This is a genomic window from Streptomyces sp. NPDC026522, from assembly GCF_055567555.1.
Window position 1 is genome coordinate 159,075 of the sequence record NZ_JBVHQF010000012.1, and the last position, 25,134, is coordinate 184,208.

The window sequence follows — 25,134 nt, forward strand, 5'->3', positions numbered from 1 at the left end:
ACGGTTACAAGTGCGCGAGCTTCTCCAGGACGGGCGCCGCGGCACGCAGCTTGGCCCATTCGTCCTCGGTGAGCTCGGCCGCGAGCCCGGCCAGGAAGGCGTTGCGCTTGCGACGGCTCTCTTCGAGCATCGCTTCGGCTTCCTCCGTCTGGCTGACCACCTTCTGGCGGCGGTCGTCCGGGTGCGGCTCCAGCCGTACCAGTCCCTTGGCCTCCAGCAGCGCGACGATGCGTGTCATCGACGGCGGCTGGACGTGCTCGCGCCGCGCCAGCTCGCCGGGAGTGGCCTGGCCGCAGCGGGCGAGGGTGCCGAGCACCGACATCTCGGTCGGGCTCAGTGACTCGTCGACGCGCTGGTGCTTGAGCCGGCGGCCCAGCCGCATGACGGCGGAGCGGAGGTCGTTCACGGCGGCAGCGTCGTCGCCATGGGAAAGGTCGTGCATGTTCTTTAGAATAACTCATTACTCTCTCTAAAGAACACCGGTTTCCGGGCGTCACACGTCACACCATCGGGCACCGCACGGGTTTCGGCCACTGCAGCGGTTTCGTCACTCGTCCGGGTGAGTCGCTTCCGGAAAGTGACCCGCGTTCAGGGGTGGTGACCCGACTCTGTGCGGCATGGGGACTCATGTGCTGAGCATGCGCATAGACGGGGAGCTGCTCGACCGCCTCCGGACTCATGCCGCCAAACGCGGAATGAGCGTCCAGGACTATGTCGTCCGGACGCTCATTCGCGATGACTTCGACGAGCGCTTCAAGGCGGCCGTCGACGAGACGGAGAAGTTCTACGGGCTCACCTGACCCCCGGCGCCTACGTCAGGCCGAGGGCCGGCATCGCGTAGTAGAAGACGAACACCGCCGCGACCACCCACATGGCAACCGGGACGCCGCGGGCCCGGCCGGTCGTCAGGCGCAGGGTGCAGAAGCTGATGAAGCCGATGCCGATGCCGTTGGTGATCGAGTAGGTGAAGGGCATCATCACCATCGCCAGGAAGGCGGGGACGGCGATGGTGAAGTCGCTCCAGTCGATGTCCCTGACCGAGCCGGCCAGGATCAGGAAGCCCACCGCCACCAGGGCGGGCGTCGCCGCCTGGGAGGGGACCATCGTCGCCAGCGGCGTGAGGAAGAGCGAGACGGTGAACAGGGCGCCGGTCACCACGTTGGCCAGGCCCGTACGGGCTCCCTCGCCGACGCCGGCCGTGGACTCCACGAAGCAGGTGGTGGCCGAGGAGGACGTGGCGCCGCCCGAGGCGACGGCCAGGCCGTCGACGAGCAGGACCCGGTTGATCCCCGGGAAGGTGCCGTCCGGCTTCGTCAGCTTGGCCTCGTCGCCGACGCCGAGGATGGTGCCCATCGCGTCGAAGAAGCAGGACAGCAGCACGGTGAAGACGAACAGGACGCCGGTGAGCACGCCGACCTTGCTGAAGCCGCCGAACGGGCTGACCTGGCCGACGAGCCCGAAGTCGGGAGCGGACACCGGGTTGCCCGGCCACTGCGGCACGGTCAGGCCCCAGGCGGCGGCCGGAAGGCCGGCGACCAGCTGGACGACGACCGCGAGCACGGTCATGGCCACGATGGAGATCAGGATCGCGCCGGGCGTCTTGCGGATCAGCAGGGTCAGCGTGAGCAGCACACCGAGCGCGAAGATCAGCACGGGCCAGCCGTGCAGGTGGCCGCCGGCGCCGAGCTGGAGGGGCACCGTGGTGTGGGCGACGTCGGGGATGCGGGAGACGAAGCCCGAGTCGACCAGGCCGATCAGCATGATGAACAGGCCGATGCCGATCGAGATGCCCTTGCGCAGGCCGAGCGGGACGGCGTTCATGACCCGCTCGCGCAGGCCGGTGGCGACCAGCAGCATCACCACGAAGCCGGCGAGCACGACCATGCCCATGGCGTCGGGCCAGCTCATCCGGGGCGCGAGCTGGAGGGCCACGACGGTGTTGACGCCGAGGCCGGCCGCGAGCGCGATCGGGACGTTGCCGATGACGCCCATGAGGAGGGTGGAGAACGCGGCCGTCAGGACGGTGGCGGTGACGAGCTGGCCGCCGTTCAGCTGGTGGCCGTACATGTCCTTCGCGCTGCCGAGGATGATCGGGTTCAGCACGATGATGTAGGCCATCGCGAAGAACGTCGCGAGGCCGCCGCGGATCTCGCGGGCGACGGTCGAGCCGCGCTCGGAGATCTTGAAGTAGCGGTCCATGGCGTTGGTGGGGGCCGCGGCGGGTGCCGAGGTGCTCATGCGGTCCTCAAAGGGTCATTTGGTTATTCATACGAATAAAACCGGTCGCAGGCAAACCGTTTCAGTATGAACACATGAGGGAAGAGGCGTCCATCTCCGCGCGTAGACCAGGCGGGGGGCGTGGGGGCGGCCTCTCTTCGGCCGGTCCGGCCGGCCCGCCTAGACTGGCCGCATGGCGAAATGGACCGCACAGCACGAGGCCCCCGAGCCCTTGGAGGGCCCCGTCGTCGCGACCGTCGTCGGCGGCACGGTCATCTGGTTCGTCCTCTTCCTCGTTCAGCTCCCCTTCTACGGGTGGTTCGCGGACCGGGACCTGCTGTGGTGGGTCTGGACCCCGGCGGCCGGCACCGCCCTCGGCCTGTTCGGCATCTGGTACGCCCGTGGCCGCGAGGCCGCCATCAAGCGGCACGAGGCACAGCAGGCCGCGGAGGGCGGCGAGGGCGCGGAGGGCGCTGGGCTTCGGCCCGAAGCCTGACGGCGGCCCGTCGCCGGGTCCGTCGGCGGTCGGACGGCGCGGGGCTACCAGGAGACGATTGCGCTCATCCCGAAGTCGGATCTTCCGACCGCTCGGCGGGTGGAGCGGCCGTACGCCCTTTACCGTCGAAAGCATGACGGAGCGGGCGCAGACCGAAACCGACGGACCGGAGCCGGCCGGCAGCGGCAGAAGTGGCGCGCCCGCGTTCGGGACGGCCATCGACGCGGGGGCCGAGCTGGACCCGGTCCACCCGATGCGTCCACCGGCGCCCCGGTTCAAGGCGGACGGCCTGAGCACCGCGGAGGTCGCCGAACGCGTGGCCCGCGGCGACGTCAACGACGTGCCCGTGCGCTCCTCGCGCTCCACCACCGAGATCGTCCGCGCGAACGTCTTCACCCGCTTCAACGCCATCATCGGCGTCCTGTGGGTGATCATGCTGTGCGTCGCACCGATCCAGGACAGCCTGTTCGGCTTCGTGATCATCGCGAACACCGGCATCGGCATCGTCCAGGAACTGCGCGCCAAGAAGACCCTCGACGGCCTGGCCGTCATCGGCGAGGCCAAACCCAGCGTCCGCCGCGACGGCAGGACCGGCGACATCTCCACCTCGGAGATCGTCCTGGGTGACGTCATCGAGCTCGGCCCCGGCGACAAGGTCGTCGTAGACGGCGTCCTCGGCGAGGCCGAAAGCCTGGAGATCGACGAGTCCCTGCTGACCGGCGAGGCCGACCCGGTGCTCAAGCGGCCCGGCGACCCCGTCATGTCGGGCTCCTTCGTGGTCGCCGGCGGCGGCGCGTTCACCGCCACCAAAGTCGGCCGCGAGGCCTACGCAGCCCAGCTCGCCGAAGAGGCCTCCCGCTTCACGCTCGTCCAGTCCGAGCTGCGCACCGGCATCTCCACCATCCTCAAGTACGTCACCTGGATGATGATCCCGACCTCGATCGGCCTCATCGTCAGCCAGCTCACCGTCGAGAACTCCGACGTCAAGGACTCCATCGCGCGGACCGTCGGCGGCATCGTGCCGATGATCCCCGAGGGGCTCGTCCTGCTGACCTCGGTCGCGTTCGCCATCGGGGTCATCCGGCTCGGCCGCAAGCAGTGCCTGGTCCAGGAACTTCCCGCCATCGAGGGCCTCGCCCGCGTCGACGTCGTCTGCCTCGACAAGACCGGCACCCTCACCGAGGGCGGCATGGACGTCAGCGAACTGCGCCCGCTGGGCGGCGAGGACGGCGCGTACGTCGAGAAGGTGCTCGGCGCGCTCGGGGAGTCCGACCCGCGGCCCAACGCCAGCCTCCAGGCCATCATCGACGCCTACCCCGACAGCGCGGAGTGGCGCTGCACCGAATCGCTGCCGTTCTCCTCCGCCCGCAAGTACAGCGGCGCCAGCTTCAGCGAGGGCGACGGCGAGAACCACACCTGGCTGCTCGGCGCCCCGGACGTGCTGCTGCCCGCCGGGGACCCGGCGCTGGAGGAGATCGACGCCCTCAACGAACAGGGGCTACGGGTCCTGCTCCTGGCCCGCTCCGCCCGCGAACTGGACGACCCGGCCGTGGCCGAGGGGGTCACACCCACCGCCCTGGTGGTGCTGGAACAGCGGCTGCGCCCCGACGCCGCCGACACGCTGCGCTACTTCGCGGACCAGGACGTCAAGGCCAAGGTCATCTCCGGGGACAACGCCGTCTCCGTCGGCGCGGTGGCCGGGAAGCTCGGGCTGCCCGGCGCGCAGCACACGGTCGACGCCCGCGAGATGCCGGCCGAGCGGGCGGACATGGCCGAGATCCTGGACGGCAACGCGGTCTTCGGCCGGGTCACCCCGCAGCAGAAGCGGGACATGGTCGCCGCGCTCCAGTCCAAGGGGCACACGGTGGCGATGACGGGCGACGGGGTCAACGACGTCCTCGCCCTCAAGGACGCCGACATCGGGGTCAGCATGGGCTCCGGCTCGGAGGCCACCCGCGCGGTCGCCCAGATCGTGCTGCTGAACAACAGCTTCGCCACCCTGCCCTCGGTGGTCGCCGAGGGCCGCCGGGTCATCGGCAACATCACCAGGGTGGCCACCCTCTTCCTCGTGAAGACCGTCTACTCGGTGCTGCTGGCCATCCTGGTGGTGTGCTGGCAGGTGGAGTACCCGTTCCTGCCGCGCCACCTGACGCTGCTGTCGACGCTGACCATCGGCGTCCCGGCGTTCTTCCTCGCGCTCGCCCCGAACAAGGAGCGGGCCAGGCCGCACTTCGTACGGCGGGTGATGCGGTACGCGATCCCGGGCGGGGTGATCGCGGCGGTCGCCACCTTCGCGACGTACCTGATCGCCCGCCACCACTACACCGGTGCGGACAGCCTCAAGGCCGAGACCAGCGCCGCGACGCTGACACTGTTCCTGACCTCGATGTGGGTGCTGGCGATCATCGCCCGCCCGTACACGTGGTGGCGGATCGCCCTGGTCGCCGCGATGGGCGGGGCGTTCCTCCTGGTCCTGGTCGTGCCCTGGCTCCAGACCTTCTTCCAGCTGCGGCTGGAGGGCGACGTGATGCCGTGGACCGCCGTCGGCATCGCCGCCGCCGCCTCCGTGCTGATCGAGCTCACCTTCCGCTGGGTCGACCGGAGGTTCCCGGCGTAGGACACCTCCAGGTCCGGGCGGAGTCGGCTCAGCCGAAGTTGCACTCGGCGAGGCCGGTGCGCCATGCGTTGGAGTCGTCCGTGTAGGGCGCGTACACCCAGCCGGCGGTGTTGCCGTACCAGCCGCTCGCGTGCCACTCGTTGTCGATGTAGTACCAGACGTTGCCCTGGTTGGCGATGTTCTCGCCGCGCTTCCAGCACAGGACGTCGACGTAGTCCCCGTTGAAGACGTCCGAGGTGACCTTGCCCGACGTCGAGGTGTGGTTGCCGTACACGCCGACCCCGTGCGAGGTGGACAGGCGGGTCCACCCGCTGGTGGCGGAGGCGGTGGTGATCCCCGTGGCCAGCGCGCCTACGGTCAGGGCCGCGACCGTCGCGGCCATGGCGCCGCGGCGCCCGAGCGTGAACTTCATGGGTGTCTCCTGTCGGAAGTCGGCTGACGGGCCCGTCCACCGGGTCCGGCGATGTGGCCAACCATCGGCAGCGGTGCCGGTGTCCGACAAGGCCGTTCGACGTGCTGGGACAAGCCTGGACGGCCCCGGACGGGACGGCTCCCCGGACCCGGCGGAGTTGGCCGGTCGAACGGTTACGGGGCCGGGCGCGCCGCTCGTAGGATCCGGACAGCCGGCCGCCGTGGGACACCCTCGGACGGGCCGGTCCAGGGGGATGGAGCGGGGGGCATGGAGATGCCGGAACGGGAAGGGTTGCGGCGGCCGGAGTCGGTCGCCGATTTCATCGGGGAGCTACGGGGGCTCAAGGCGGTGGCGGGGCTGTCCCTGCGGGAGTTGCAGCGGCGTACGGGGCTGCCCCGGTCCACCATCGCGCACGCCCTGCGGACGGACCGGCCGACGCTGCCGCCGTGGGACCGGATCCTGGCCCTGCTGCGGGCCCTGGGGGTGGCCGAGACCGCGCTGCCGGTGTGGAAGCAGGCGTGGACGGGGCTTCGGCTGGCGGCGGAAGCCGGTGCGCGAGTGGGGTCCACCGCGCAGCCGCGGTCCGCCGCGGCGGATGCCGGGGCCGCGCGGGCGGGGGCAGGGGACCGCGCGAAGGGGTCCGATGCAACACCCGTGGAAGCCGACGGGACACCGGCGGAGGCCGACCGGGCCCCGGCGGAGGCCGACCGGGCCCTGGCGGAGGCCGACCGGGCCCCGGCGGAAGCCGACCGAGCCCCGGCGGAAGCCGACGGAGCCCCGGCGGAAGCCGACGGAGCCCCCGCGGGAGCCGACCGAGCCGCAGTGGACGGGGACTTCGCAGGCGGCGGGGTCGGGTCCGTGGACGGGGCGGCGGCCTCCGTACGGGTATTTCGGCGCGGCCCCTCGCGACAGCGGGTGCTCACGCACGCCGTGAGCCTGCTCCTCGGCGTCTGCATCGGCGTCGCCGCCATGGAGGGCCTGGCCGGCGTGGACACCGCAGGGAGTCCGGCCGGCGTCAAGGCGGGGTTCCCGGTGGAGGAGCAGCCCTGTCCGCCGCCCACCGCCAATCCGGCGCCCATCCTGGCGGGGACCGACGACGCGGGCCCGCCGACCCGGAACGAGCCGGCCGCCTGGGTGGCGCGGGCCGCCGCGGACCAGCAGATCCTGGGCGGTACCGAAGTGGTACTGCCGGTGACCAACGCGGTGACCGCGGGGAACGCGCTCGTCGTCACGATGATGCTGACCGCCACCTGTCCCGGCCCGGTCACGGTGACCGACACCCAGGGGAACGCCTTCCGGATCGTGGCCGACGAGACCGATGCCCGGCTGCACCGGACGCTGGTCCTCGCCGCCTTCCACGTCCGTCCGCTCACCACGGCGGACTCGATCCGGGTGAAGTACCCGCACGCGAGCAAGTACCACGTGGCCGTGGACGAGTTCAGCGGGATCAGCCGGGCCGTCGGGTACGCGCAGGCGCACGGCGAATCCGGCCAGACCGCGTTCAGCACCTCGTCGACCCGGCTCGACTGCGCCGCCGGGGACCTCGTGGTGGGCACGGTCGGCTCCAACAGCGGCACGGCCCCGGCGTTCACCGGCGAGTGGACCGCGCTGCCCGTCCTCAAGCTGTCGTCCTACCGGCTGTCCACGGCGTACCGGATCGTCCCGGCGGCCCAGATGTGCGCCGCCACGGGGACCACCACGTCCCAGTGGGGAGCGGCCGCGGTGGTCTTCCGCTGAGGGGGCGCGGGCGTCAGTCGAACCAGCGGTCGCGGGCCAGTTCCGCGGTGCGGGACGGGTCCTCCAGCAGGGCCGCGACCTCGAAGCGGCGCGGCCACTGGCCCGCCGACCAGGCGAGTCCGGCGGCGACGCCCTCCAGGGTGGCGGCGTGCAGGGTGCCGTCCGGGGTGCGGCGCCAGTCGAGTTCCGTGCCGCCCGCGACGAGTTCCGCGTGTTCGACGTACGTCCGCGGCGTCGCGGGGCCCAGCAGGATCCGTACCGCCTCCGGGACCTCGTGCTCCTCGCCCGGCGTGCTGACCTCCGCCGGGACGGTGTCCGACAGGCGGCGCACCTGGAGCAGCTCCGCGAGGTCGGCGGCCAGCGCGGGGGCGACCGGCAGCAGCGGCAGGCCCGCCGTCAGGGGCAGCAGGTCGGGGGCGTCGGCGATCACCGCGTCGGCCGCGTCCACCACCCGGACCTCGCCGTCCACCACCGCCCGCAGGTCGTCCGGGAGGGTCACCTGCTCGGGGTCCAGCTCGGCCAGCGCCCCGTACAGGGCGTGCAGCTGGCGGTCCGACACCTCCCGGTCGGGGTCGGCGAGGCGGCCCAGGAGCTCGGCCGCGCCGCCGGGCTCGTCCAGCAGGGCGTGCACGGTGGTCCGTACGCCCAGGGCCCGCAGCACCTGCTCGTCCTCGAAGCCGGTGGCGTCGGCGGGCGTGTACAGCCCGGCCAGCAGCGGGTCGCCGCCCGCCGCGCGCAGCCCGGCCGGGCGGCGGCCGTCGAGCACCGGGTGGTCGCGCAGCCACCAGGCGGTGTACGGGCGCACGGAACGGGTGGTGCCGTCGGGGAGCAGCACCCGCACGGGCTGGGTCAGCGCGTCGCGCAGCGGCGGCTGCGCGAGCATGGCCAGGGCCTCGGGCCAGCGGTCGTCGTCGACCAGGTCCAGGTCCCGTACGCCGATCAGTTCGGTGGCCACCGGCGGCAGGGGGGTGTCCGGGAGCTGGTCCAGCAGGTCCTCGCACCACACGTCGACGGCGTCCAGCAGGCCCGCGTCGTCCGGCTCGGCGAAGTCCCCGTCACGGGGCTCCAGTTCGTCGGGGTCCAGGACCACGTCGGTGGCGCGGACCAGCTGGAAGGTGCCCAGCACCCCGACGGCGGTGAGGGTTTCGGCGTCCCACCGCTCGGCGAAGCCCGCGTCGAGGTACGGGATCTCGTCCTCGCGGACCACCGACGCCAGCGGGGACCCGGGCAGCAGCAGTTCGCCCGCCGGGGTCGGTTCGCCGTCCTCGTCGGGCAGCGCGAGGGCGCCCAGCCACGGCTCGTCACCGGGCTCCAGGCCGGCGTCGCGGACCAGGGTGAGGACCATCTCGGCCAGCTCGTCGGCGTCGGGCGCGTCCTCGTCCCAGATCTCGCCCGCGTCCAGGGAGGCCGCGACCGCCGCCCGCACCTGCGGGGTCGTCAGGACCGCGCGCGGGGTCGCCGGGAGCGCGCCGAGCTTCTCCAGCAGCGGGTGGGCGGCGTCGGGGTGCGCCACCTTGAGCCCGAGCCGGGCCAGCCCCTCGGGGGTGTCGGCGCCGGGGAGCAGGATGTGCCGCGGCCCGATCGCGGTACGCCCTCCCCCAGCGCCTCCGGCCTGGGAGGGGTCCCCAGCCAGCGGAACGGGCAGGCCGGAGAGCCGGTCGGGGTCCACCCCGGCGAGGCTGTCGTAGAGCCGGTACCACCACTGCGGGGTGCGCTCGATGCCCGCGATCCGCTCGATGGCGTCGCCCAGCGGAAGCCGGCCGACGCCCAGGTGGCGCAGCTCGGGGCGGCGCTCCAGCCCGGCCGGGAGCAGGGTCGGCAGCACCTCCGCCAGCACCGCCACGGTGTCGGCTCCGGCGCCCTCGACCACCTCCGCTTCGAAGGGGCGCAGCGCCTTCAGCTCCTCGGAGGGTGCGGCGGGCGCGAGGAACGCCGTACGGGGCAGCCGCTGGAGGACGGCGCCGCGCAGGGCCCCGTCGAGCTCGCTCTTGCCGAGCGGGCCCGGTACCAGGTCGACCAGGTCGGTGCTGACCGGCTCCCAGGCGGCGAGGAGTTCGGCGTAGGCGTCGGCGGCGCGCTCCACTAGGAAGTCGGTCAGCGGCCCGGGGGCGGGGTGGCGGCGGCTGGTGTCGAGCGGCAGCGAGGCGATGAGCAGCGCGGGGATGCCCAGCGGCTCGTCGGTCGGGGTCGGCGCGTGGACGACGGGCGCGGTGCGCGGGTAGAGCGGGGCGCCCTCGATGTCGGCGGGCACGGCCCACGTGACGGTCCAGAAGGGCCGCAGCCGCTCCTCCACGGGCCGGTCGGCGAGCAGGGCCGGCTCGATGGGGCCGCTGTGGCGGACGGTGCGCCAGCGGTGCGTGCCGGAGGCGGAGTCCTCGATGACGGTGTACGGGCCTTCGGCGCGCCGGTACAGCACCCGGTGTCCGGCGGCCGGGGTCTCCACGACGACCTCGCGCAGCCCGGGCAGGGTCAGGAGCAGCGCGTCGTCGATCCCGGCCAGCAGCCGCTCCACCAGCTCCTCGGCGGCGGCGTCGCGCAGCGGGAGGACCACGACGGTGTCGTAGCCCTGCGGCGCGGTGCCCTCGGCGGGCAACGGCAGGCGCAGCAGCGGGACGTGGCCGTCGCGGCGGCGCAGTTCGTCGCCGAGGCCGGGGCTGCCGCCGGACGCCTCCCGGGCCAGTTCGCGGGCCTCGGCGAGGGACCAGCGGACTCCGCCGTGGCGGCCGAGCACGGCGGGCTCGTCGGTGACGGCGAGCACGGCGGCGAAGCCGACGCCGAAGCGGCCCACGGTCTCGGCGGAGCCGCCCGGGCCGGCCGGTTCCCGCTTCGCCGAGGCCCGTAGCGTCGACAGCGACTCCACGCCCGCCGCGTCCAGCGGGGCGCCGGTGTTGGCGACGGCGAGCACCGCGTGGCCGGGTTCGCCGTCCCCGGGGTGCAGGGTGAGCCGCAGCCGGCCCGGTACGCCGGCACGGGCGGCCGCGTCGGCGGCGTTCTGGGCCAGCTCGACCACGAGCCGGTCGCGGTAGCCGCCGAGCGCCAGGTCCTCCTCGGCGTTGGCGTCCTCGCGGAACCGGGCCGGGCCCGCGCCCCACGCGTCGAGCACCCCGCGCCGCAACCGGGCCGTGCCGAAGGGGTCCGCGCCGCCCTGGGCCGCCGTCACTCGCACGCTCACGCCGCTGCCTCCACGTTTCACTGGACCCGCGCCCGGGGCACTCGGCCCCGGACCTCTTGAAGGTATCGCGTGCGGGCGGCCTCCCGGCCGGTGAGGTGCCCGCGACGGCATCCGGGCGGGCCGCCGCGGACTCCGCCCGGAAGGACGGAGCCCCCGGCGCCGCGCGGCACCGGGGGCTCCTGCGTACGCCTGCGCGTTACAGCTTCTCGATCACGTAGTCGACGCAGGCGGTGAGCGCCTGCACGTCCGCCGGGTCGATCGCCGGGAACATCGCGACGCGCAGCTGGTTGCGGCCCAGCTTGCGGTAGGGCTCGGTGTCCACGATGCCGTTGGCGCGCAGCGCCTTGGCGACGGCGGCCGCGTCGATGTCGTCGGAGAAGTCGATCGTGCCGATGACGGACGAGCGCTTGGCGGGGTCCGCGACGAACGGGGTCGCGTACTTCGACGCCTCCGCCCAGCCGTACAGGTGGCGGGCGCTGGCCGCGCTGCGGCCGGTGGTGAACTCCAGGCCGCCCTGGCCGTTCATCCACTCCAGCTGCTGGTTCAGCAGGAAGAGGGTGGCGAGCGCCGGGGTGTTGTACGTCTGGTTCTTCAGCGAGTTGTCGATCGCGGTGGGCAGCGAGAAGAACTCGGGGATGTGCCGGCTGCCGGAGGCGTGCACGCGGGCCGCGCGCTCCAGGGCGGCCGGGGAGAACGCCGCCAGCCACAGCCCGCCGTCGGAGGCGAAGGACTTCTGCGGGGCGAAGTAGTAGACGTCGGTCTCGGTGATGTCCACCGGCAGACCGCCGGCGCCCGAGGTCGCGTCCACCAGGACGAGGGACCCGGCGTCGGCGCCCGTGACGCGCTTGATCGGCGCCGCGACGCCCGTCGAGGTCTCGTTGTGGGTGTACGCGTACACGTCCACGCCCGCCTCGGCGACCGGGTCGGGGTGGGTGCCCGGCTCGGAGGAGATCACCGACGGCGCGTCCAGCCACGGCGCGAGCTTCGCGGCGGTGGCGAACTTGGAGGAGAACTCACCGAAGGTCAGGTGCTGCGACTTCTTCTCGATGAGACCGGCGGTCGCGATGTCCCAGAAGGCGGTGGAGCCGCCGTTGCCCAGGATCACCTCGTACCCGTCGGGCAGGGAGAAGAGGTCCCGGAGTCCCTGGCGCACCGAGCCGACCAGGTTCTTGACCGGGGCCTGGCGGTGTGAGGTTCCGAGCAGGGAGGTACCGGTGGCGGCCAGGGCGTCGAGCGCCTCGGTCCGCACCTTGGAGGGGCCCGCGCCGAAGCGTCCGTCGGCGGGCTTGATGTCAGCGGGAATCTGGATCTCAGCCACGAGCGGAGCGTATCGGGTCGCGGTCGCCGTCCCGGGAGCGCGTCCACCCGATGAGACGCACGACACCGGTGGCAGGGTGGAGACCGTGACGGCAACCGGGGAACTCGAACGGGCATTGCGGGCGAACCTGCGCGGGGACGTGGACTTCGGCGCCGCCGCGCGGGCGCTCGTGACCATGGACGCCTCGAACTACCGGCGCGTGCCGGTCGGCGTCGTCGCCCCGCGCGACGCCGCGGACGTGGCGCAGGCGCTGCGGGTGTGCGCCGAAGCCGGGGTCCCGGTCGTGCCGCGCGGCGGCGGCACCTCCATCGCGGGCCAGGCCACCGGCACCGGGGTGGTGCTCGACTTCACCCGCCACATGAACGCCCTGCTGGCGCTGGACCCGGCCGCCGGGACCGCCGTCGTCCAGCCGGGCCTCGTACTGGACCGGCTGCGGGAAGCGGCGCGCCCGCACGGGCTGACCTTCGGGCCCGACCCCTCCACCCACTCGCGCTGCACCCTCGGCGGGATGATCGGCAACAACGCGTGCGGGGCCCACTCGGTGGCCTGGGGCACCACCGCCGACAACGTCACGGAGCTGGCGGTGACCGCGTACGGCGGCGCCTCCCACCGGATCGGCACGGGCTGGGCGGGCGCCCCGCCGGGCCTGCGCGAGCTGGTCTCCCGGAACCTGGCGGTCCTGCGCACGGGCATGGCCGGGGGCTTCTCCCGCCGCATCTCCGGCTACGGCGGCCTCGACGCGCTGCTGCCCGAGCGGGGGGTGGAGCTGGCCCGCGCGTTCTGCGGGAGCGAGGGCACGCTCGGGGTGGTGACGGAGGCGGTGGTGCGCCTGGTGGAGGCGCCGCGTACGCCGGTGCTCGCGGTGCTCGGGTACGCCGACGAGAGCGCCGCGGCCGACGCGGCGGCGGGACTGCTGCCGTACCGCCCGCTGACGGTGGAGGGCATGGCCCGGGACCTGGTCGGCCCGGCGGCGCGGGACCTGCCGCGGGGCGGGGCGTGGCTGTTCGTGGAGCTGCCGGACGAGGGCGCGGCCCGGGCGCTGGTACGGGCCGCCGACGCCGTGGACGCGGCGCTGGTCACCGACCCGGCGGGGCAGCGGGCCCTGTGGCGGATCCGCGAGGACGCGGCGGGCACGGCGACGCGGCTGCCGACCGGGGAGATGGCCTGGCCGGGCTGGGAGGACTGCGCGGTGCCGCCGGTCCGGCTCGGCGCGTACCTGAGGGAGTTCCGGGCGCTGCTGGCGGAGCACGGGCTGCACGGGTCCCCGTACGGGCACTTCGGGGAGGGCTGCGTCCACGTGCGGATCGACTTCGACCTGGTGTCGGCGGCGGGGGTGGCCCGCTTCCGGGAGTTCTCCTCGGCCCTGGCGGACCTCGTCGTCTCCCAAGGCGGCTCCCTGTCGGGCGAGCACGGGGACGGGCAGGCGCGGGCCGAACTGCTGCCGAGGATGTACGGGCCCCGGGTGCTGGAGCTGTTCGGCGCGTACAAGGACGTGTGGGACCCGGCGGGCGGCATGAACCCCGGGATGCTGGTCCGCCCGGCGCGGCTGGACGAGAACCTGCGCTTCGCGGTGCTGCCGGCGACGCCGTTCGCGCGGGAGGTGGCCCGCTGCGTCGGAGTCGCGAAGTGCCGTGGTGCGGAGCCGGCCGGGGCGGAGGTGATGTGTCCCTCGTACCGGGTCACCGGGGAGGAGCGGCACTCCACGCGCGGTCGGGCGCGGCTGCTGCACGAGATGCTGGCCGGGGAGACCGTGCCGGACGGCTGGCGCTCGGCGGAGGTCGCGGAGGCCCTGGACCTGTGCCTGGCCTGCAAGGGGTGCCGCAGCGACTGCCCGGTGGGCGTGGACATGGCCACGTACAAGTCGCAGTTCCTGGAACGCCACTGGGCGGGCCGGATCCGGCCGCTGTCGCACTACACGCTGGGCGGGCTGCCGCAGTGGCTGCGGCTGATCGCCGCGCTGCGGGCGGCGGGTCCGGTGAGCGCCGCGGCCCGCCTGCTGCCGGTGCCGGGGCTGGACCGGCGCCGGCCGCTGCCGCCCCCGGCCCGGGAGCCCTTCACCCGGTGGTGGCGCCGCACCGCACCCCGCCGGCCGGCGGCGGGCCCCGGGGCCGTCACGCTGTGGCCGGACACCTTCACGGAGTACCTGGCCCCGGAGACCGGCCGGGCCGCAGTCCAGGTCCTGGCCGCGGCCGGGCTCGGGGTGTCCCTGCCGCCCGGCCGGGTCTGCTGCGGCCTGACGTACCTCTCCACCGGCCGCCGGGGCCGCGCCCGGCAGGTCCTCACCCGCACCCTGGACACCCTCGGGGAGGCGGCCGGCCCGGTGGTGGTGCTGGAACCCAGCTGCGCGGCGGCCCTGCGCACCGATCTGCCGGCCCTGCTGCCCGACGACCCGCGCGCCGCGCGCCTGGCGGCGGCCGTCCGGACCTTCGCCGAGGCGCTGGAGGAGTACGCCCCGCAGTGGCGGCCGCCGCGCCTGGACCGCCCGGTGGCGGGCCAGACGCACTGCCACCAGCACGCCGTACTGGGCGACGCGGCGGACCGCCGGCTGCGTGAGCGGGCCGGGCTCACCGGGGCGCTCAGCGGCGGCTGCTGCGGCCTGGCGGGCGACTTCGGCCTCCAGCCCGGCCACCACGAGGTGTCCGTGGCCTGCGCGGAGGAACAGCTCCTGCCCGCGCTGCGGGCCGCGCCGCCCGGGGCCCTGTTCCTGGCCGACGGCTTCTCCTGCCGGACCCAGATCGCCCAGCTGGGCGGCGGCCGCCGGGCCCGCCACCTTGCGGAGGTGCTCGCGGAGGAGCTGTAGGGGGTGTGCCTGATGTAAGGCAGAACACGGCATGACACCCGTTACGTACCCCTTAGCCTGGTGGAATGACCCCGTCCTCCCCGAGCTCCTCGGCTTCCGCCACCGTGCCCGCGCCCCTCGACAGCGCCGCCGTCCTCGACAGCGCCGCCCTGGACGCGGCGCCGCCCGCCGGCGGGGCCCGGGCGCGGTTCGGACCGGTCGCGCTGGTGGTCTCGGCGGGGATCTCGGTGCAGTTCGGCGCCGCCCTCGCGGTCATGGTGATGCCCCGGACCGGCGCGGCGGGCGTGGTCACCCTGCGGCTCGCGGCGGCGGCCCTGGTGCTGCTGCTGGTGTGCCGGCCCAAGGTGCGCGGCTACGCGCGGGCGGACTGGGTCACCGTGTTCTGGTTCGGCGTGACCATGGCCGGCATGAACGGCCTGTTCTACCAGGCCATCGACCGCATCCCGCTCGGCCCCGCCGTCACCCTGGAGGTGCTCGGCCCGCTCGCCCTGTCGGTGATCGCGTCCCGGCGGCTGATGAACCTGCTGTGGGCCGTCCTCGCCCTGGCCGGAGTGACCCTGCTCGCCGGGCACGGCGGGGGCGGCGGGTTCGGCGGCCTCGACCCGCTGGGCGCCGCGTTCGCGGTCGGGGCGGGCGCGATGTGGGCGGCGTACATCGTGTTCAGCGCGCGTACCGGCCGCCGCTTCCCGCAGGCGGACGGCCTGGCCCTGGCGATGGCCGTCGCCGCGGTCATCTCGCTGCCGCTCGGGGTGGTCGAGGCGGGCTCCGACCTCGTGGTCCCGAGCACCCTGGCGCTGGGCCTGGGCGTCGCCGTCCTGTCCTCCGTCCTGCCGTACACGCTGGAACTGCTGGCCCTGCGCCGGCTGCCCGCCCCGACCTTCGCGATCCTGATGAGCCTGGAACCGGCCATCGCGGCGAGCGCCGGCTTCCTGGTCCTGCACCAGGCCCTGTCCCTCGTGGACGCCCTCGCGATCGCCCTCGTCATCGCGGCGAGCATGGGCGCGGTCCGCTCCCAGATCGGCGGCCGCCCGAGGGGCCCGTCGGGCGCCCCGGCCGCTTAGGCCCGGGCGGGCTCAGCCCAGCGGCAGCTCCAGGTAGGAGGGGGTGGCCTCCGGGGAGGTGAAGGAGAGCGTCGCGCGCGGCAGGTTGGGGTCCGCGTAGAACGGGTCGCGGGCGTCGATCACCAGCAGGACGCGGTGCCCGCGCGGGACGTCGTACGCCGTCGCCTGGAGGTCGATGTCCGCGCTGATCAGGCTGTCGGGCGGGGAGCCGAGGTCGCTGTACGGGGCGTGCGTGATGATGTGCGCCGTCCCGTCGGGTGCGGTGTCCAGCAGGTACGCGACGAAGCCGGACCCCGGGTTCGCGGCCCGGTACGTCACCCGCAGCCGGGGCGTGCCGCGCAGCCGTAGGCCCGCTTCCTCGGGCGCCGTCGCCCAGACGGCGGCCACGCCGCGGTCGATGTCGCCGGTCGGGTAGGCCTTCGGCCGGCCCGCGATCTCCGCGTAGCCGGAGCGGACGATCCGGTCGGCGACGGTCGCCGGGGTGTCGATGCCGCAGACGACGGTCGCGGTCCAGCCCGCCTCGGGCTTGTCGGCCAGCTCCCCGCCGCCCGCGAGGTGCACCCGGCGCCGGCGCCCGGTGAGGGCGTCCCAGGTGGGACTGGCTTCGAGGGCCTTGCTCCACATCACCTCGGCGACCACCTGCCCCTCGGCGGCGATGCCGTTGTCGATGCCCTTGAGGTGGTGGTCGAACCAGCGGTGCGCGTCGGTCCAGATCCGGTTCGGCAGCCCGAGCATGCCCGGCGCTTCGGGGCCCGAGTGGTCGCCGATGGAGAGGTCGAGGCGCTTGGGGCCGGTGAGTTCGTTGAACATCTTCACGGTCTGGTTGCCCGGGAAGAGCGTCTCGTGCCAGGCCTGTGCGAACAGGACGGGAACCTGGCGGCGGTTGAGTTCCTTGACGTGGGTGAAGGGCGAGCGCGGCTCCGCCCACCGCAGGGTGCCCTCGATGTCCCGGTTGGCCAGGACGTTCTCGAAGACGCTCTCCGTCTGCGGGCTGAGCCGGGCCCGCGCCGCCGCGCCCAGCAGGGCCTGCACGGCGGCGACGTGCCGGGTGGAGTTCTCCAGGAACGCCTCGCCCAGGTCGCCCCAGGTGCTCATCGCCACGACGGCGTCCACCCGGGTGTCGTGCGCGGCGACGAGCTGGCTGATCCCGGAGCCGTACGAGTCCCCGATGAAGCCGATCTTCGTCACGGGCCCGGAGGTGCGCTCGATGAGGTGGTCCAGGGCCCGGCTGCCGTCGGCGACGTCGAGCGGCCCGGCGACCTCCACCTGTCCCTCCGAGGCGCCGAACCCGCGCGCGGTGTAGGCGAGGACGTCGTACCCGCGGGCGGCGAAGAGGCCGGCCTGGACGGCGTACGCGAGCCAGCCGAGGTCCGTCCACGGCGAGGGCATCACGATCACCGGGCGGGGCTGCGGCCCGGTGTGCCGCCACAGCGCGGCGTCGAGCAGCGCGCCGCCGGCGCCGGTCACCTTGCCGCGGCTGAACACGACGAGCGCGCGCACCTCGGCCACCTCGGAGGCGCGGGCGGGGGACAGCCCGGTGACGTCTCCGGTTTCCAGTGCGGTGACGAAGGCGGCCAGGGCGCTGGAGTCGAGTTCGGGGTAGAGGGAGAAGTCGGCTGGGTTCGCGTACGTCACGTCGGTTCGTCCTCTTCGTCGAATGCCTCACGTGCCAGGACAGGAACGGGTGTCCGCGCATCGCCGCAGTCGTTCCGGGCGGCGGGGATTCAGTATCGGCGCGACATCGCAGACGTTCCGCGAGTTTCCGGCGTACGGCCGAAATCGCCCCCGTGCCGGCGGGCGGCGCGGCGCCGCCACGGCCCATGCCGGGCCGGGGGACGCCGCAATTCGCCTGTGGGGTAGTCCAGTTGTCTCCGGTGGCGGGAACGCGACAGCGTTGCGGCAAATCATGCAAGCATGCTTGATTGTTTTCTGCTCCCCTGCCAGGCTTCCCCCCACGCCGAGAAGGGGAGCGCACCGTGCCCGATCCGTCCGCTGTCGCCGTCTTCGCCGATCTCCGCGCGGAGGGGGCCGAACTCGACTCGCTGGTAGGGGAGTTGCCCGAGGGCGGGTGGGCGGCGCCCACGCCCGCCGCCGGGTGGACCGTGGCCCATCAGATCGCCCACCTGCACTGGACCGACCGGGCCTCGCTGCTCGCCCTCACCGACGCCCAGGGCTTCGCGGTCATGGCCGAGGAGGCGGGGAAGGCCCCCGACACCTTCGTGGACGAGGGCGCCGCCGAGGGGGCGCTGCTGGGCGCCGCCGAGCTGCTGGCCCGCTGGCGCGCGGGGCGGGCCGCGCTCGACCTGACCCTCGCCGCCGCCGACCCCGGGGCCCGCTTCCCCTGGTACGGGCCGCCGATGAAGGCCGCGTCGATGGCGAGCGCCCGGCTGATGGAGACCTGGGCGCACGGGCAGGACGTCGCCGACGCGCTGGGCGTACGGCGCACCCCGACGGCCCGGCTGCGGCACGTCGCACGGATCGGGGTGCGGGCGCGCGACTACGCGTACGCGGTACGGGGCCTGCCCGCGCCGGACGGGCAGTTCCGGGTGGAACTGCACGCCCCGGACACCACCGGGACCTGGGTGTTCGGCCCGGAGGACGCCGGTCAGCGGGTCACCGGGCCGGCGCTGGACTTCTGCCTGCTGGTCACCCGGCGGGCCCACCGCGCCGACCTCGCGCTGACGGCCACCGGCCCCGACGCCGACCGCTGGCTGGACCTCGCCCAGGCCTTCGCCGGCCCGCCGGGCCCCGGCCGCGAGCCCTCGGCGGCCGGCCGGGAGGGCTCCCGGTGACCGGGCGCCGGCCGCTGCGGATCGGCAACGCCTCCGGCTTCTACGGGGACCGCTTCGAAGCGGTGCGCGAGATGCTGACCGGCGGCCCGCTGGACGTCCTGACCGGGGACTACCTGGCCGAGCTGACCATGCTGATCCTCGGCCGCGACCGCTTGAAGGACCCGGACCTCGGCTACGCGAAGACCTTCCTGCGCCAGTTAGAGGAGAACCTGGGCCTCGCGCACGAGCGGGGCGTCCGGATCGTCACCAACGCGGGCGGCCTCAACCCGGCCGCCCTGGCCGGCGCGATCCGCGAGCTGGCCGCGAAGGCGGGCGTCCCGGTGGCGGTGGCGCACGTCGAGGGCGACGACCTGACGCCGTACGCGTCCGGGCGCGGGGACGCCCTGACCGCCAACGCCTATCTCGGCGGGGCGGGGATCGCAGCCTGTCTGCGGGCGGGCGCGGACGTGGTCGTCACCGGCCGGGTCACGGACGCGGCGCTGGTCAGCGGGCCGGCCGCCTGGTGGTTCGACTGGGCGCCGGGCGACTTCGACCGGCTGGCGGGGGCGGTGGTGGCGGGACACGTCCTGGAGTGCGGGACGCAGGCCACCGGCGGCAACTACGCCTTCTTCACCCGGCACGACGTGGGCCGGCCCGGGTTCCCGCTCGCGGAGGTCGCCGAAGACGGCTCGTCGGTGATCACGAAGCACCCGGGGACGGGCGGGGCCGTCACCCCCGGCACCGTCACGGCGCAGCTCCTCTACGAGACCCACGGCGTGCGCTACCCCGGCCCGGACGTGACGGCCCGGCTGGACACCGTCCGGCTGGAGCCGGCCGGCCCGGACCGGGTGCGGATCTCGGGCGTCCTGGGGGAGCCGCCGCCGGACACCCTCAAGGTGGGGGTGACCCGGGTGGGGGGCTGGCGCAACGAGGTGGTGTTCGTACTGACCGGCCTCGACATCGAGGAGAAGGCCGAGCTGGTCCGGGCGCAACTCGCGGACGCCCTGAGCGAGGTGTCCGTCGTGGAGTGGACCCTGTCCCGCACGGACCACGTGGACGCGCCGACCCAGGAGACGGCGAGTGCGCTGCTGCGCCTGGTGGTGCGGGACCCGTCCCCTGACCGGGTGGGCCGGTCGCTGACCTCGGCGGCCGTCGAGCTGGCGCTGGGCAGTTACCCGGGCTTCCACGTCACGGCGCCGCCGGCGCCGGCCCAGCCGTACGGCGTCTTCACCGCGGACTCCGTACCGGCCGCCGAGGTCCCGCACACGGCGGTCCTCCCGGACGGCACCCGCGTCCGCGTCCCGGCCGCCCCCGCGCACCCCGCATCCCCCGGGGTGCCGCCGGAGCCGGACGGGCTCGGGCCCGAGCCGCCGGCGCCCGCATCCCCCGGGGTGCCGCCGGAGCCGGACGGGCTCGGGCCCGAGCCGCCGGCGTGGGCCGGGTCCACCACCAGGGCGCCGCTCGGGCGGGTGGCCGGCGCGCGCAGCGGGGACAAGGGCGGGGACGCCAACATCGGGGTCTGGGCCGAGAGCGACGACGCCTGGGCCTGGCTGCGGCGCACGCTGACCACCGGGGCGCTGCGGGCGCTGCTGCCCGAGACCGCGGACCTGCCCGTCACCCGGCACGTCCTGCCCGCACTCCGCGCCCTCAACTTCACGATCATCGGCATCCTCGGCGAAGGCGTCGCCTCCGCCCACCGCTTCGACCCCCAGGGCAAGGCGCTCGGCGAATGGCTGCGCGCCCGCCACCTCGACATACCGGACCACCTGCTGTCCGCCCCGGAGGGGACCGGCTCATGACCCGCCTGACCACGACCGTCGACCCGAACGCCGCCGAGCACACCGCGGCCCGCGCCGCCGCGCTGGCCCGGCTGGCCGAGCTCGACACGGAACACGCCCACGCCCTGCGCGGCGGCGGCGAGAAGTACACCGCCCGCCACCTCGGCCGCGGCAAACTCCTGGCCCGCCAGCGCGTCGAGCTGCTGCTGGACCCCGACACGCCGTTCCTCGAACTGTCCCCGCTCGCCGCCTGGGGCAGTGACTACCCGGTCGGCGCCTCGATGGTCACCGGCATCGGCACCGTGGCGGGCGTCGAGTGCCTGATCACCGCCAACGACCCCACCGTCCGCGGCGGCGCCAGTAACCCCTGGACCCTCAAGAAGGCCCTGCGGGCCAACGAGATCGCCCGGCAGAACCGGCTGCCCTGCGTCAGCCTGGTCGAGTCCGGCGGCGCCGACCTGCCCTCCCAGAAGGAGATCTTCATCCCGGGCGGCGCCGTCTTCCGCGACATCACCCGGCTGTCGGCCGAGGGCATCCCCACGGTCGCCGTCGTCTTCGGCAACTCCACCGCCGGGGGCGCCTACATCCCCGGGATGTCCGACCACACCGTCATGATCAAGGACCGTTCGAAGGTGTTCCTCGGCGGCCCGCCCCTGGTGAAGATGGCCACCGGTGAGGAGAGCGACGACGAGTCCCTCGGCGGGGCCGACATGCACGCGCGGACCTCCGGCCTCGCCGACCACTACGCCCTGGACGAGCACGACGCCATCCGTCAGGCCCGCCGGATCGTCGCCCGGCTCAACCACCGCAAGCCGCACCAGGACCCGCCGGCCGCCCCCGAGCCGCTGTACGACCCGGAGGAGCTCCTCGGCATCGTCCCCGCGGACCTGCGGACCCCCTTCGACCCGCGCGAGGTCATCGCCCGGATCGTGGACGCCTCCGACTTCGACGAGTTCAAGCCCCTCTACGGCACCAGCCTGGTCACCGGCTGGGCCACCCTGCACGGCTATCCGGTCGGCATCCTCGCCAACGCCCAAGGGGTCCTGTTCAGCGCGGAGTCGCAGAAGGCGGCCCAGTTCATCCAGCTCGCCAACCAGCGCGACATCCCGCTGCTGTTCCTCCACAACACCACCGGTTACATGGTCGGCAAGGAGTACGAGCAGGGCGGCATCGTCAAGCACGGCTCGATGATGATCAACGCGGTCTCCAACTCCCGGGTCCCGCACCTGTCCGTGCTCATCGGGGCCAGCTACGGCGCCGGCCACTACGGCATGTGCGGCCGGGCCTACGAGCCCCGGTTCCTCTTCGCCTGGCCCAGCGCCAAGTCGGCCGTCATGGGACCCGCGCAGCTGGCGGGGGTGCTGTCGATCGTGGCCCGGCAGTCGGCCGCCGCCAAGGGGCAGCCCTACGACGAGGAGGCCGACGCCGGGATGCGCGCCTTCGTGGAGGCGCAGATCGAGTCCGAGTCCCTGCCGATGTTCCTGTCCGGGCGGCTGTACGACGACGGGGTCATCGACCCGCGCGACACCCGTACCGTCCTCGGCCTGTGCCTGTCGGCCGTCCACAACGCCCCCGTCGAGGGCGCCCGTGGCGGCTTCGGCGTCTTCCGGATGTGAGCCCGCAGATGACCCTGACCCTGACGTCCGTCCTCGTCGCCAACCGGGGCGAGATAGCCGTACGGATCTTCCGTACCGCCCGCGCCCTGGGCCTCGCCACCGTCGCCGTCCACTCCGACGCCGACACCGACGCCCTGCACGTGCGCAGCGCCGACGCGGCCGTACGGCTGCCCGGCACCGCCCCCGCCGACACCTATCTGCGCGCCGACCTGATCGTTGCGGCGGCCCTCGCCGCGGGCGCCGACGCCGTCCACCCCGGCTACGGGTTCCTCTCCGAGAACGCCGGCTTCGCCCGCGCCGTCCGCGACGCCGGGCTGACCTGGATCGGCCCGCCCCCCGAGGCGATCGAGGCCATGGCCTCCAAGACCCGGGCCAAGGAACTCATGCGCGCCGCCGGGGTACCGCTCCTGGATCCCGTCGACCCGGCCGGCGCCACCGCGACCGACCTGCCCCTGCTGCTGAAGGCCGCGGCGGGCGGCGGCGGCCGCGGGATGCGCGTCGTACGGGACCCGGACCGGCTCAAGGAGGAGCTGGAGGCCGCCCGCGCCGAGGCCCGCTCCGCCTTCGGTGACGACGAGGTGTTCGCCGAGCCCTACATCGAGCAGGGCCGCCACGTGGAGGTGCAGATCCTGGCCGACGCCCACGGCACCGTCTGGGCGCTCGGCACCCGCGACTGCTCCCTCCAGCGGCGCCACCAGAAGGTCATCGAGGAGGCGCCCGCGCCCGGCCTGCCGCAATCCCTGCGCGAGCGCCTCCACCAGGCCGCCGTGGCCGCCGCCCGGGCCGTCTCCTACCGGGGCGCGGGCACCGTCGAGTTCCTCGTCACCGCCGACGGGCGCCCGTACTTCCTGGAGATGAACACCCGACTCCAGGTGGAACACCCCGTCACCGAGGCCGTCTTCGGGCTCGACCTCGTCGCCCTCCAGCTGCGGATCGCCGAGGGCACCGCGCTGGCGCCGCAGCCCCCCGAGCCCGCGGGACACGCCGTCGAAGCCCGCCTGTACGCGGAGGATCCCGCCCGGGACTGGCGGCCGCAGACCGGGGTGCTGCACACCCTCGCCGTGCCCGGCGAGGTCCGCGTGGACACCGGGTTCGCGGACGGGGACGGCGTCGGCGTGCACTACGACCCGATGCTGGCCAAGGTCGTCGCCCACGCCCCGACCCGGGCCGAGGCCGTCCGCACCCTCGCCCACGCCCTCGCCGGAGCGCGGATCCACGGCCTGACCACCAACCGGGAGCTCCTCGTACGGTCCCTGCGGCATCCGGAGTTCACCGCCGGACGGCTCGACACCGGGTTCTACGGACGCCACCTCGCGGCCCTCACCGAGCCCGCCCCGGGTGCGGAGCGGGCCGCCTCCGTGGCCGCGATCGCCGCCGCCCTCTCCGACGCGGCCCCGGCCCCGGACGCCCCGCTCGCGGGCCGCCTCGGGGGCTGGCGCAACCTGCGCTCGCAGCCGCAGGTGCGGCGCTACGCCGTGGACGGCGCCGAGTACGAGGTCCGGTACCACCCGGCCCGCAGCGGGCCGCCGGAGCCCGTCGACCATCCCGGGGTCCGCGTCCTGGCCGTGGAGCCGGGGCTCGTCACCCTCGAAGTGGACGGTGTCCGGGGCGTGTTCCACGTGAAACACAAATCGAACAAGGGGGGTGTCGGGGCCGCGGAGGTCTACGTGGACGGAGCGCTGGGCGCCCACACCCTGACCCGGCTGCCCCGGTTCGCGGACCCCGAGGACCGCACCGAACCCGGCTCCCTGCTCGCCCCCATGCCCGGCACCGTCGTCCGCGTCGCCGAGGGCCTCGCCCCCGGTTGCGCCGTCACCGCCGGACAGCCCCTGCTCTGGCTGGAGGCCATGAAGATGGAACACCGCATCGTCGCGCCCGCCTCCGGCACGCTCACCGCGCTCCACGCCGCAACCGGCCAACAGGTCGAATTCGGCGCCCTGCTCGCCGTAGTCCAGGAGGAAACGCCAGCATGAGCAACCCCGTTGTGGAATCCGAAGAGCACCAGGCGCTGCGCGCCGCCGTCGCCGCCCTCGGGCAGCGCTACGGCCGCGAGTACCTGGCCCGCACCGCCCGCGAGGGCCGGCACCCCGACGAACTGTGGGCCGACGCGGCCAAGCTCGGCTACCTGGGGGTCAGTCTTCCCGAGGAATACGGCGGCGGGGGCGGCGGCATCACCGAGCTCTCCATCGTCCTGGAAGAGCTGGGCGCCGCCGGCTGTCCGCTGCTGATGATGGTCGTCTCGCCCGCCATCTGCGGCACGGTGATAGCCCGCTTCGGCACCGGGGCCCAGAAGCGGGCCTGGCTCCCCGGTCTCGCCGACGGCACCCGCACCATGGCCTTCGGCATCACCGAACCCGACGCCGGGTCCAACTCCCACCGCATCACCACCACCGCCCGCCGGGACGGGGACTCGTGGGTGCTGAGCGGCCGCAAGGTCTTCATCTCGGGCGTGGACATCGCGGACGCCACCTTGATCGTCGGCCGCACCGAGGACGCCAGGACCGGCCGGCTCAAGCCCTGCCTGTTCATCGTGCCCCGGGACACGCCCGGCTTCTCCCGCTCCGTCATCGACATGGAACTCCAGGCGGCGGAGAAGCAGTTCGAGCTGGTGCTGGACGAGGTCCGGCTGCCCGCCGAGGCGCTGGTCGGCGAAGAGGACGCGGGGCTGCTCCAACTCTTCGCCGGGCTCAACCCGGAGCGGATCATGACGGCCGCGTTCGCGATCGGCATGGGCCGGTACGCCCTCGCCAAAGCGGTGGACTACGCCAAGACCCGTCAGGTGTGGAAGGAGCCCATCGGCGCCCACCAGGCCGTCGCCCACCCGCTGGCCCAGTCGCACATCGAACTGGAACTGGCCGGCCTGATGATGCGCAAGGCCGCGCTGCTGTATGACGCGGGCGACGACATGGGCGCGGGCGAGGCGGCCAACATGGCCAAGTACGCCGCCGCCGAGGCCTGCGTACGGGCGGTGGACCAGTCCGTGCACACCCTGGGCGGCAACGGCCTCACCCGCGAGTACGGCCTGGCCTCCCTCATCACCGCTTCCCGGGTGGCCCGGATCGCCCCGGTCAGCCGGGAGATGATCCTCAACTTCGTCTCCCACCAGACCCTGGGCCTGCCCAAGTCCTACTGACGCCGC

At 74.1% G+C, this 25,134-nt stretch carries 17 protein-coding genes; 11 read left to right on the plus strand and 6 right to left on the minus strand.

What is annotated here, in order from left to right; translation table 11 throughout:
- Positions 1–4 precede the first annotated feature (4 nt).
- Positions 5–442, minus strand: a complete 438-nt coding sequence (locus ACZ4M3_RS28425; protein ID WP_190182830.1) for a MarR family winged helix-turn-helix transcriptional regulator — start codon at positions 440–442, stop codon at positions 5–7.
- A gap of 175 nt (positions 443–617) precedes the next feature.
- On the opposite strand from ACZ4M3_RS28425, the gene ACZ4M3_RS28430 reads away from it, so the two are divergent.
- Positions 618–800: a hypothetical protein gene (locus ACZ4M3_RS28430; protein WP_030156886.1), complete on the plus strand. Its 183-nt coding sequence runs from the start codon at positions 618–620 to the stop codon at positions 798–800.
- A gap of 10 nt (positions 801–810) precedes the next feature.
- On the opposite strand, the gene ACZ4M3_RS28435 is transcribed toward ACZ4M3_RS28430, so the two are convergent.
- Positions 811–2,238, minus strand: coding sequence for an NCS2 family permease (locus ACZ4M3_RS28435; RefSeq protein ID WP_467737338.1), 1,428 nt, complete (start codon positions 2,236–2,238; stop codon positions 811–813).
- A 172-nt stretch (positions 2,239–2,410) separates the two neighbouring features.
- Here ACZ4M3_RS28435 and ACZ4M3_RS28440 point away from each other — a divergent pair, with 172 nt between their 5' ends.
- Complete coding sequence (locus ACZ4M3_RS28440; protein ID WP_467737340.1) at positions 2,411–2,713, plus strand: DUF2530 domain-containing protein; 303 nt, start codon at positions 2,411–2,413, stop codon at positions 2,711–2,713.
- A gap of 133 nt (positions 2,714–2,846) precedes the next feature.
- Entirely contained in the window at positions 2,847–5,330 is a 2,484-nt protein-coding gene (locus ACZ4M3_RS28445) for a cation-translocating P-type ATPase (protein ID WP_467737342.1), read from the plus strand.
- 28 nt (positions 5,331–5,358) lie between these two features.
- On the opposite strand, the gene ACZ4M3_RS28450 is transcribed toward ACZ4M3_RS28445, so the two are convergent.
- Positions 5,359–5,742, minus strand: coding sequence for a hypothetical protein (locus ACZ4M3_RS28450; RefSeq protein WP_467737343.1), 384 nt, complete (start codon positions 5,740–5,742; stop codon positions 5,359–5,361).
- A 267-nt stretch (positions 5,743–6,009) separates the two neighbouring features.
- Here ACZ4M3_RS28450 and ACZ4M3_RS28455 point away from each other — a divergent pair, with 267 nt between their 5' ends.
- Complete coding sequence (locus ACZ4M3_RS28455; protein ID WP_467737345.1) at positions 6,010–7,479, plus strand: helix-turn-helix domain-containing protein; 1,470 nt, start codon at positions 6,010–6,012, stop codon at positions 7,477–7,479.
- Positions 7,480–7,492: 13 nt separating this feature from the next.
- Here the strand turns inward: ACZ4M3_RS28455 and ACZ4M3_RS28460 are convergent, their stop codons facing one another.
- Together ACZ4M3_RS28460 and serC are read right to left on the minus strand one after the other, a co-directional pair.
- Positions 7,493–10,651, minus strand: coding sequence for a sacsin N-terminal ATP-binding-like domain-containing protein (locus ACZ4M3_RS28460; protein WP_467737347.1), 3,159 nt, complete (start codon positions 10,649–10,651; stop codon positions 7,493–7,495).
- 196 nt (positions 10,652–10,847) lie between these two features.
- Positions 10,848–11,969: a phosphoserine transaminase gene (gene serC, locus ACZ4M3_RS28465; RefSeq protein WP_467737349.1), complete on the minus strand. Its 1,122-nt coding sequence runs from the start codon at positions 11,967–11,969 to the stop codon at positions 10,848–10,850.
- A gap of 85 nt (positions 11,970–12,054) precedes the next feature.
- On the opposite strand from serC, the gene ACZ4M3_RS28470 reads away from it, so the two are divergent.
- Entirely contained in the window at positions 12,055–14,769 is a 2,715-nt protein-coding gene (locus ACZ4M3_RS28470; protein ID WP_467737351.1) for an FAD-binding and (Fe-S)-binding domain-containing protein, read from the plus strand.
- Between the two features lie 65 nt (positions 14,770–14,834).
- Positions 14,835–15,830, plus strand: a complete 996-nt coding sequence (locus ACZ4M3_RS28475; protein ID WP_467737353.1) for an EamA family transporter — start codon at positions 14,835–14,837, stop codon at positions 15,828–15,830.
- A 12-nt stretch (positions 15,831–15,842) separates the two neighbouring features.
- Here the strand turns inward: ACZ4M3_RS28475 and ACZ4M3_RS28480 are convergent, their stop codons facing one another.
- On the minus strand, positions 15,843–17,465 hold the full coding sequence (locus tag ACZ4M3_RS28480; protein WP_467737355.1) for an alpha/beta fold hydrolase: 1,623 nt from the start codon (positions 17,463–17,465) through the stop codon (positions 15,843–15,845).
- A 341-nt stretch (positions 17,466–17,806) separates the two neighbouring features.
- On the opposite strand from ACZ4M3_RS28480, the gene ACZ4M3_RS28485 reads away from it, so the two are divergent.
- The 5 genes from ACZ4M3_RS28485 to ACZ4M3_RS28505 are packed head-to-tail and all read left to right on the plus strand — an operon-like array spanning position 17,807 to position 25,128.
- Positions 17,807–18,622: a TIGR03084 family metal-binding protein gene (locus ACZ4M3_RS28485; protein ID WP_467737357.1), complete on the plus strand. Its 816-nt coding sequence runs from the start codon at positions 17,807–17,809 to the stop codon at positions 18,620–18,622.
- Positions 18,619–20,400: an acyclic terpene utilization AtuA family protein gene (locus ACZ4M3_RS28490; RefSeq protein WP_467737359.1), complete on the plus strand. Its 1,782-nt coding sequence runs from the start codon at positions 18,619–18,621 to the stop codon at positions 20,398–20,400. Before ACZ4M3_RS28485 ends, ACZ4M3_RS28490 begins: the two co-directional genes overlap by 4 nt.
- Complete coding sequence (locus ACZ4M3_RS28495; RefSeq protein WP_467737361.1) at positions 20,397–21,995, plus strand: acyl-CoA carboxylase subunit beta; 1,599 nt, start codon at positions 20,397–20,399, stop codon at positions 21,993–21,995. The genes ACZ4M3_RS28490 and ACZ4M3_RS28495 overlap by 4 nt, the downstream gene beginning before the upstream one ends.
- An 8-nt stretch (positions 21,996–22,003) precedes the next feature.
- Positions 22,004–23,968 carry an acetyl/propionyl/methylcrotonyl-CoA carboxylase subunit alpha gene (locus ACZ4M3_RS28500; RefSeq protein ID WP_467737363.1) on the plus strand — a complete coding sequence of 655 codons (1,965 nt, stop codon included), beginning with the start codon at positions 22,004–22,006 and terminating at the stop codon, positions 23,966–23,968.
- A complete protein-coding gene (locus ACZ4M3_RS28505) occupies positions 23,965–25,128 on the plus strand; it encodes an acyl-CoA dehydrogenase family protein (protein ID WP_467737365.1) in 1,164 nt (387 codons plus the stop codon). The genes ACZ4M3_RS28500 and ACZ4M3_RS28505 overlap by 4 nt, the downstream gene beginning before the upstream one ends.
- Positions 25,129–25,134: the final 6 nt, after the last annotated feature.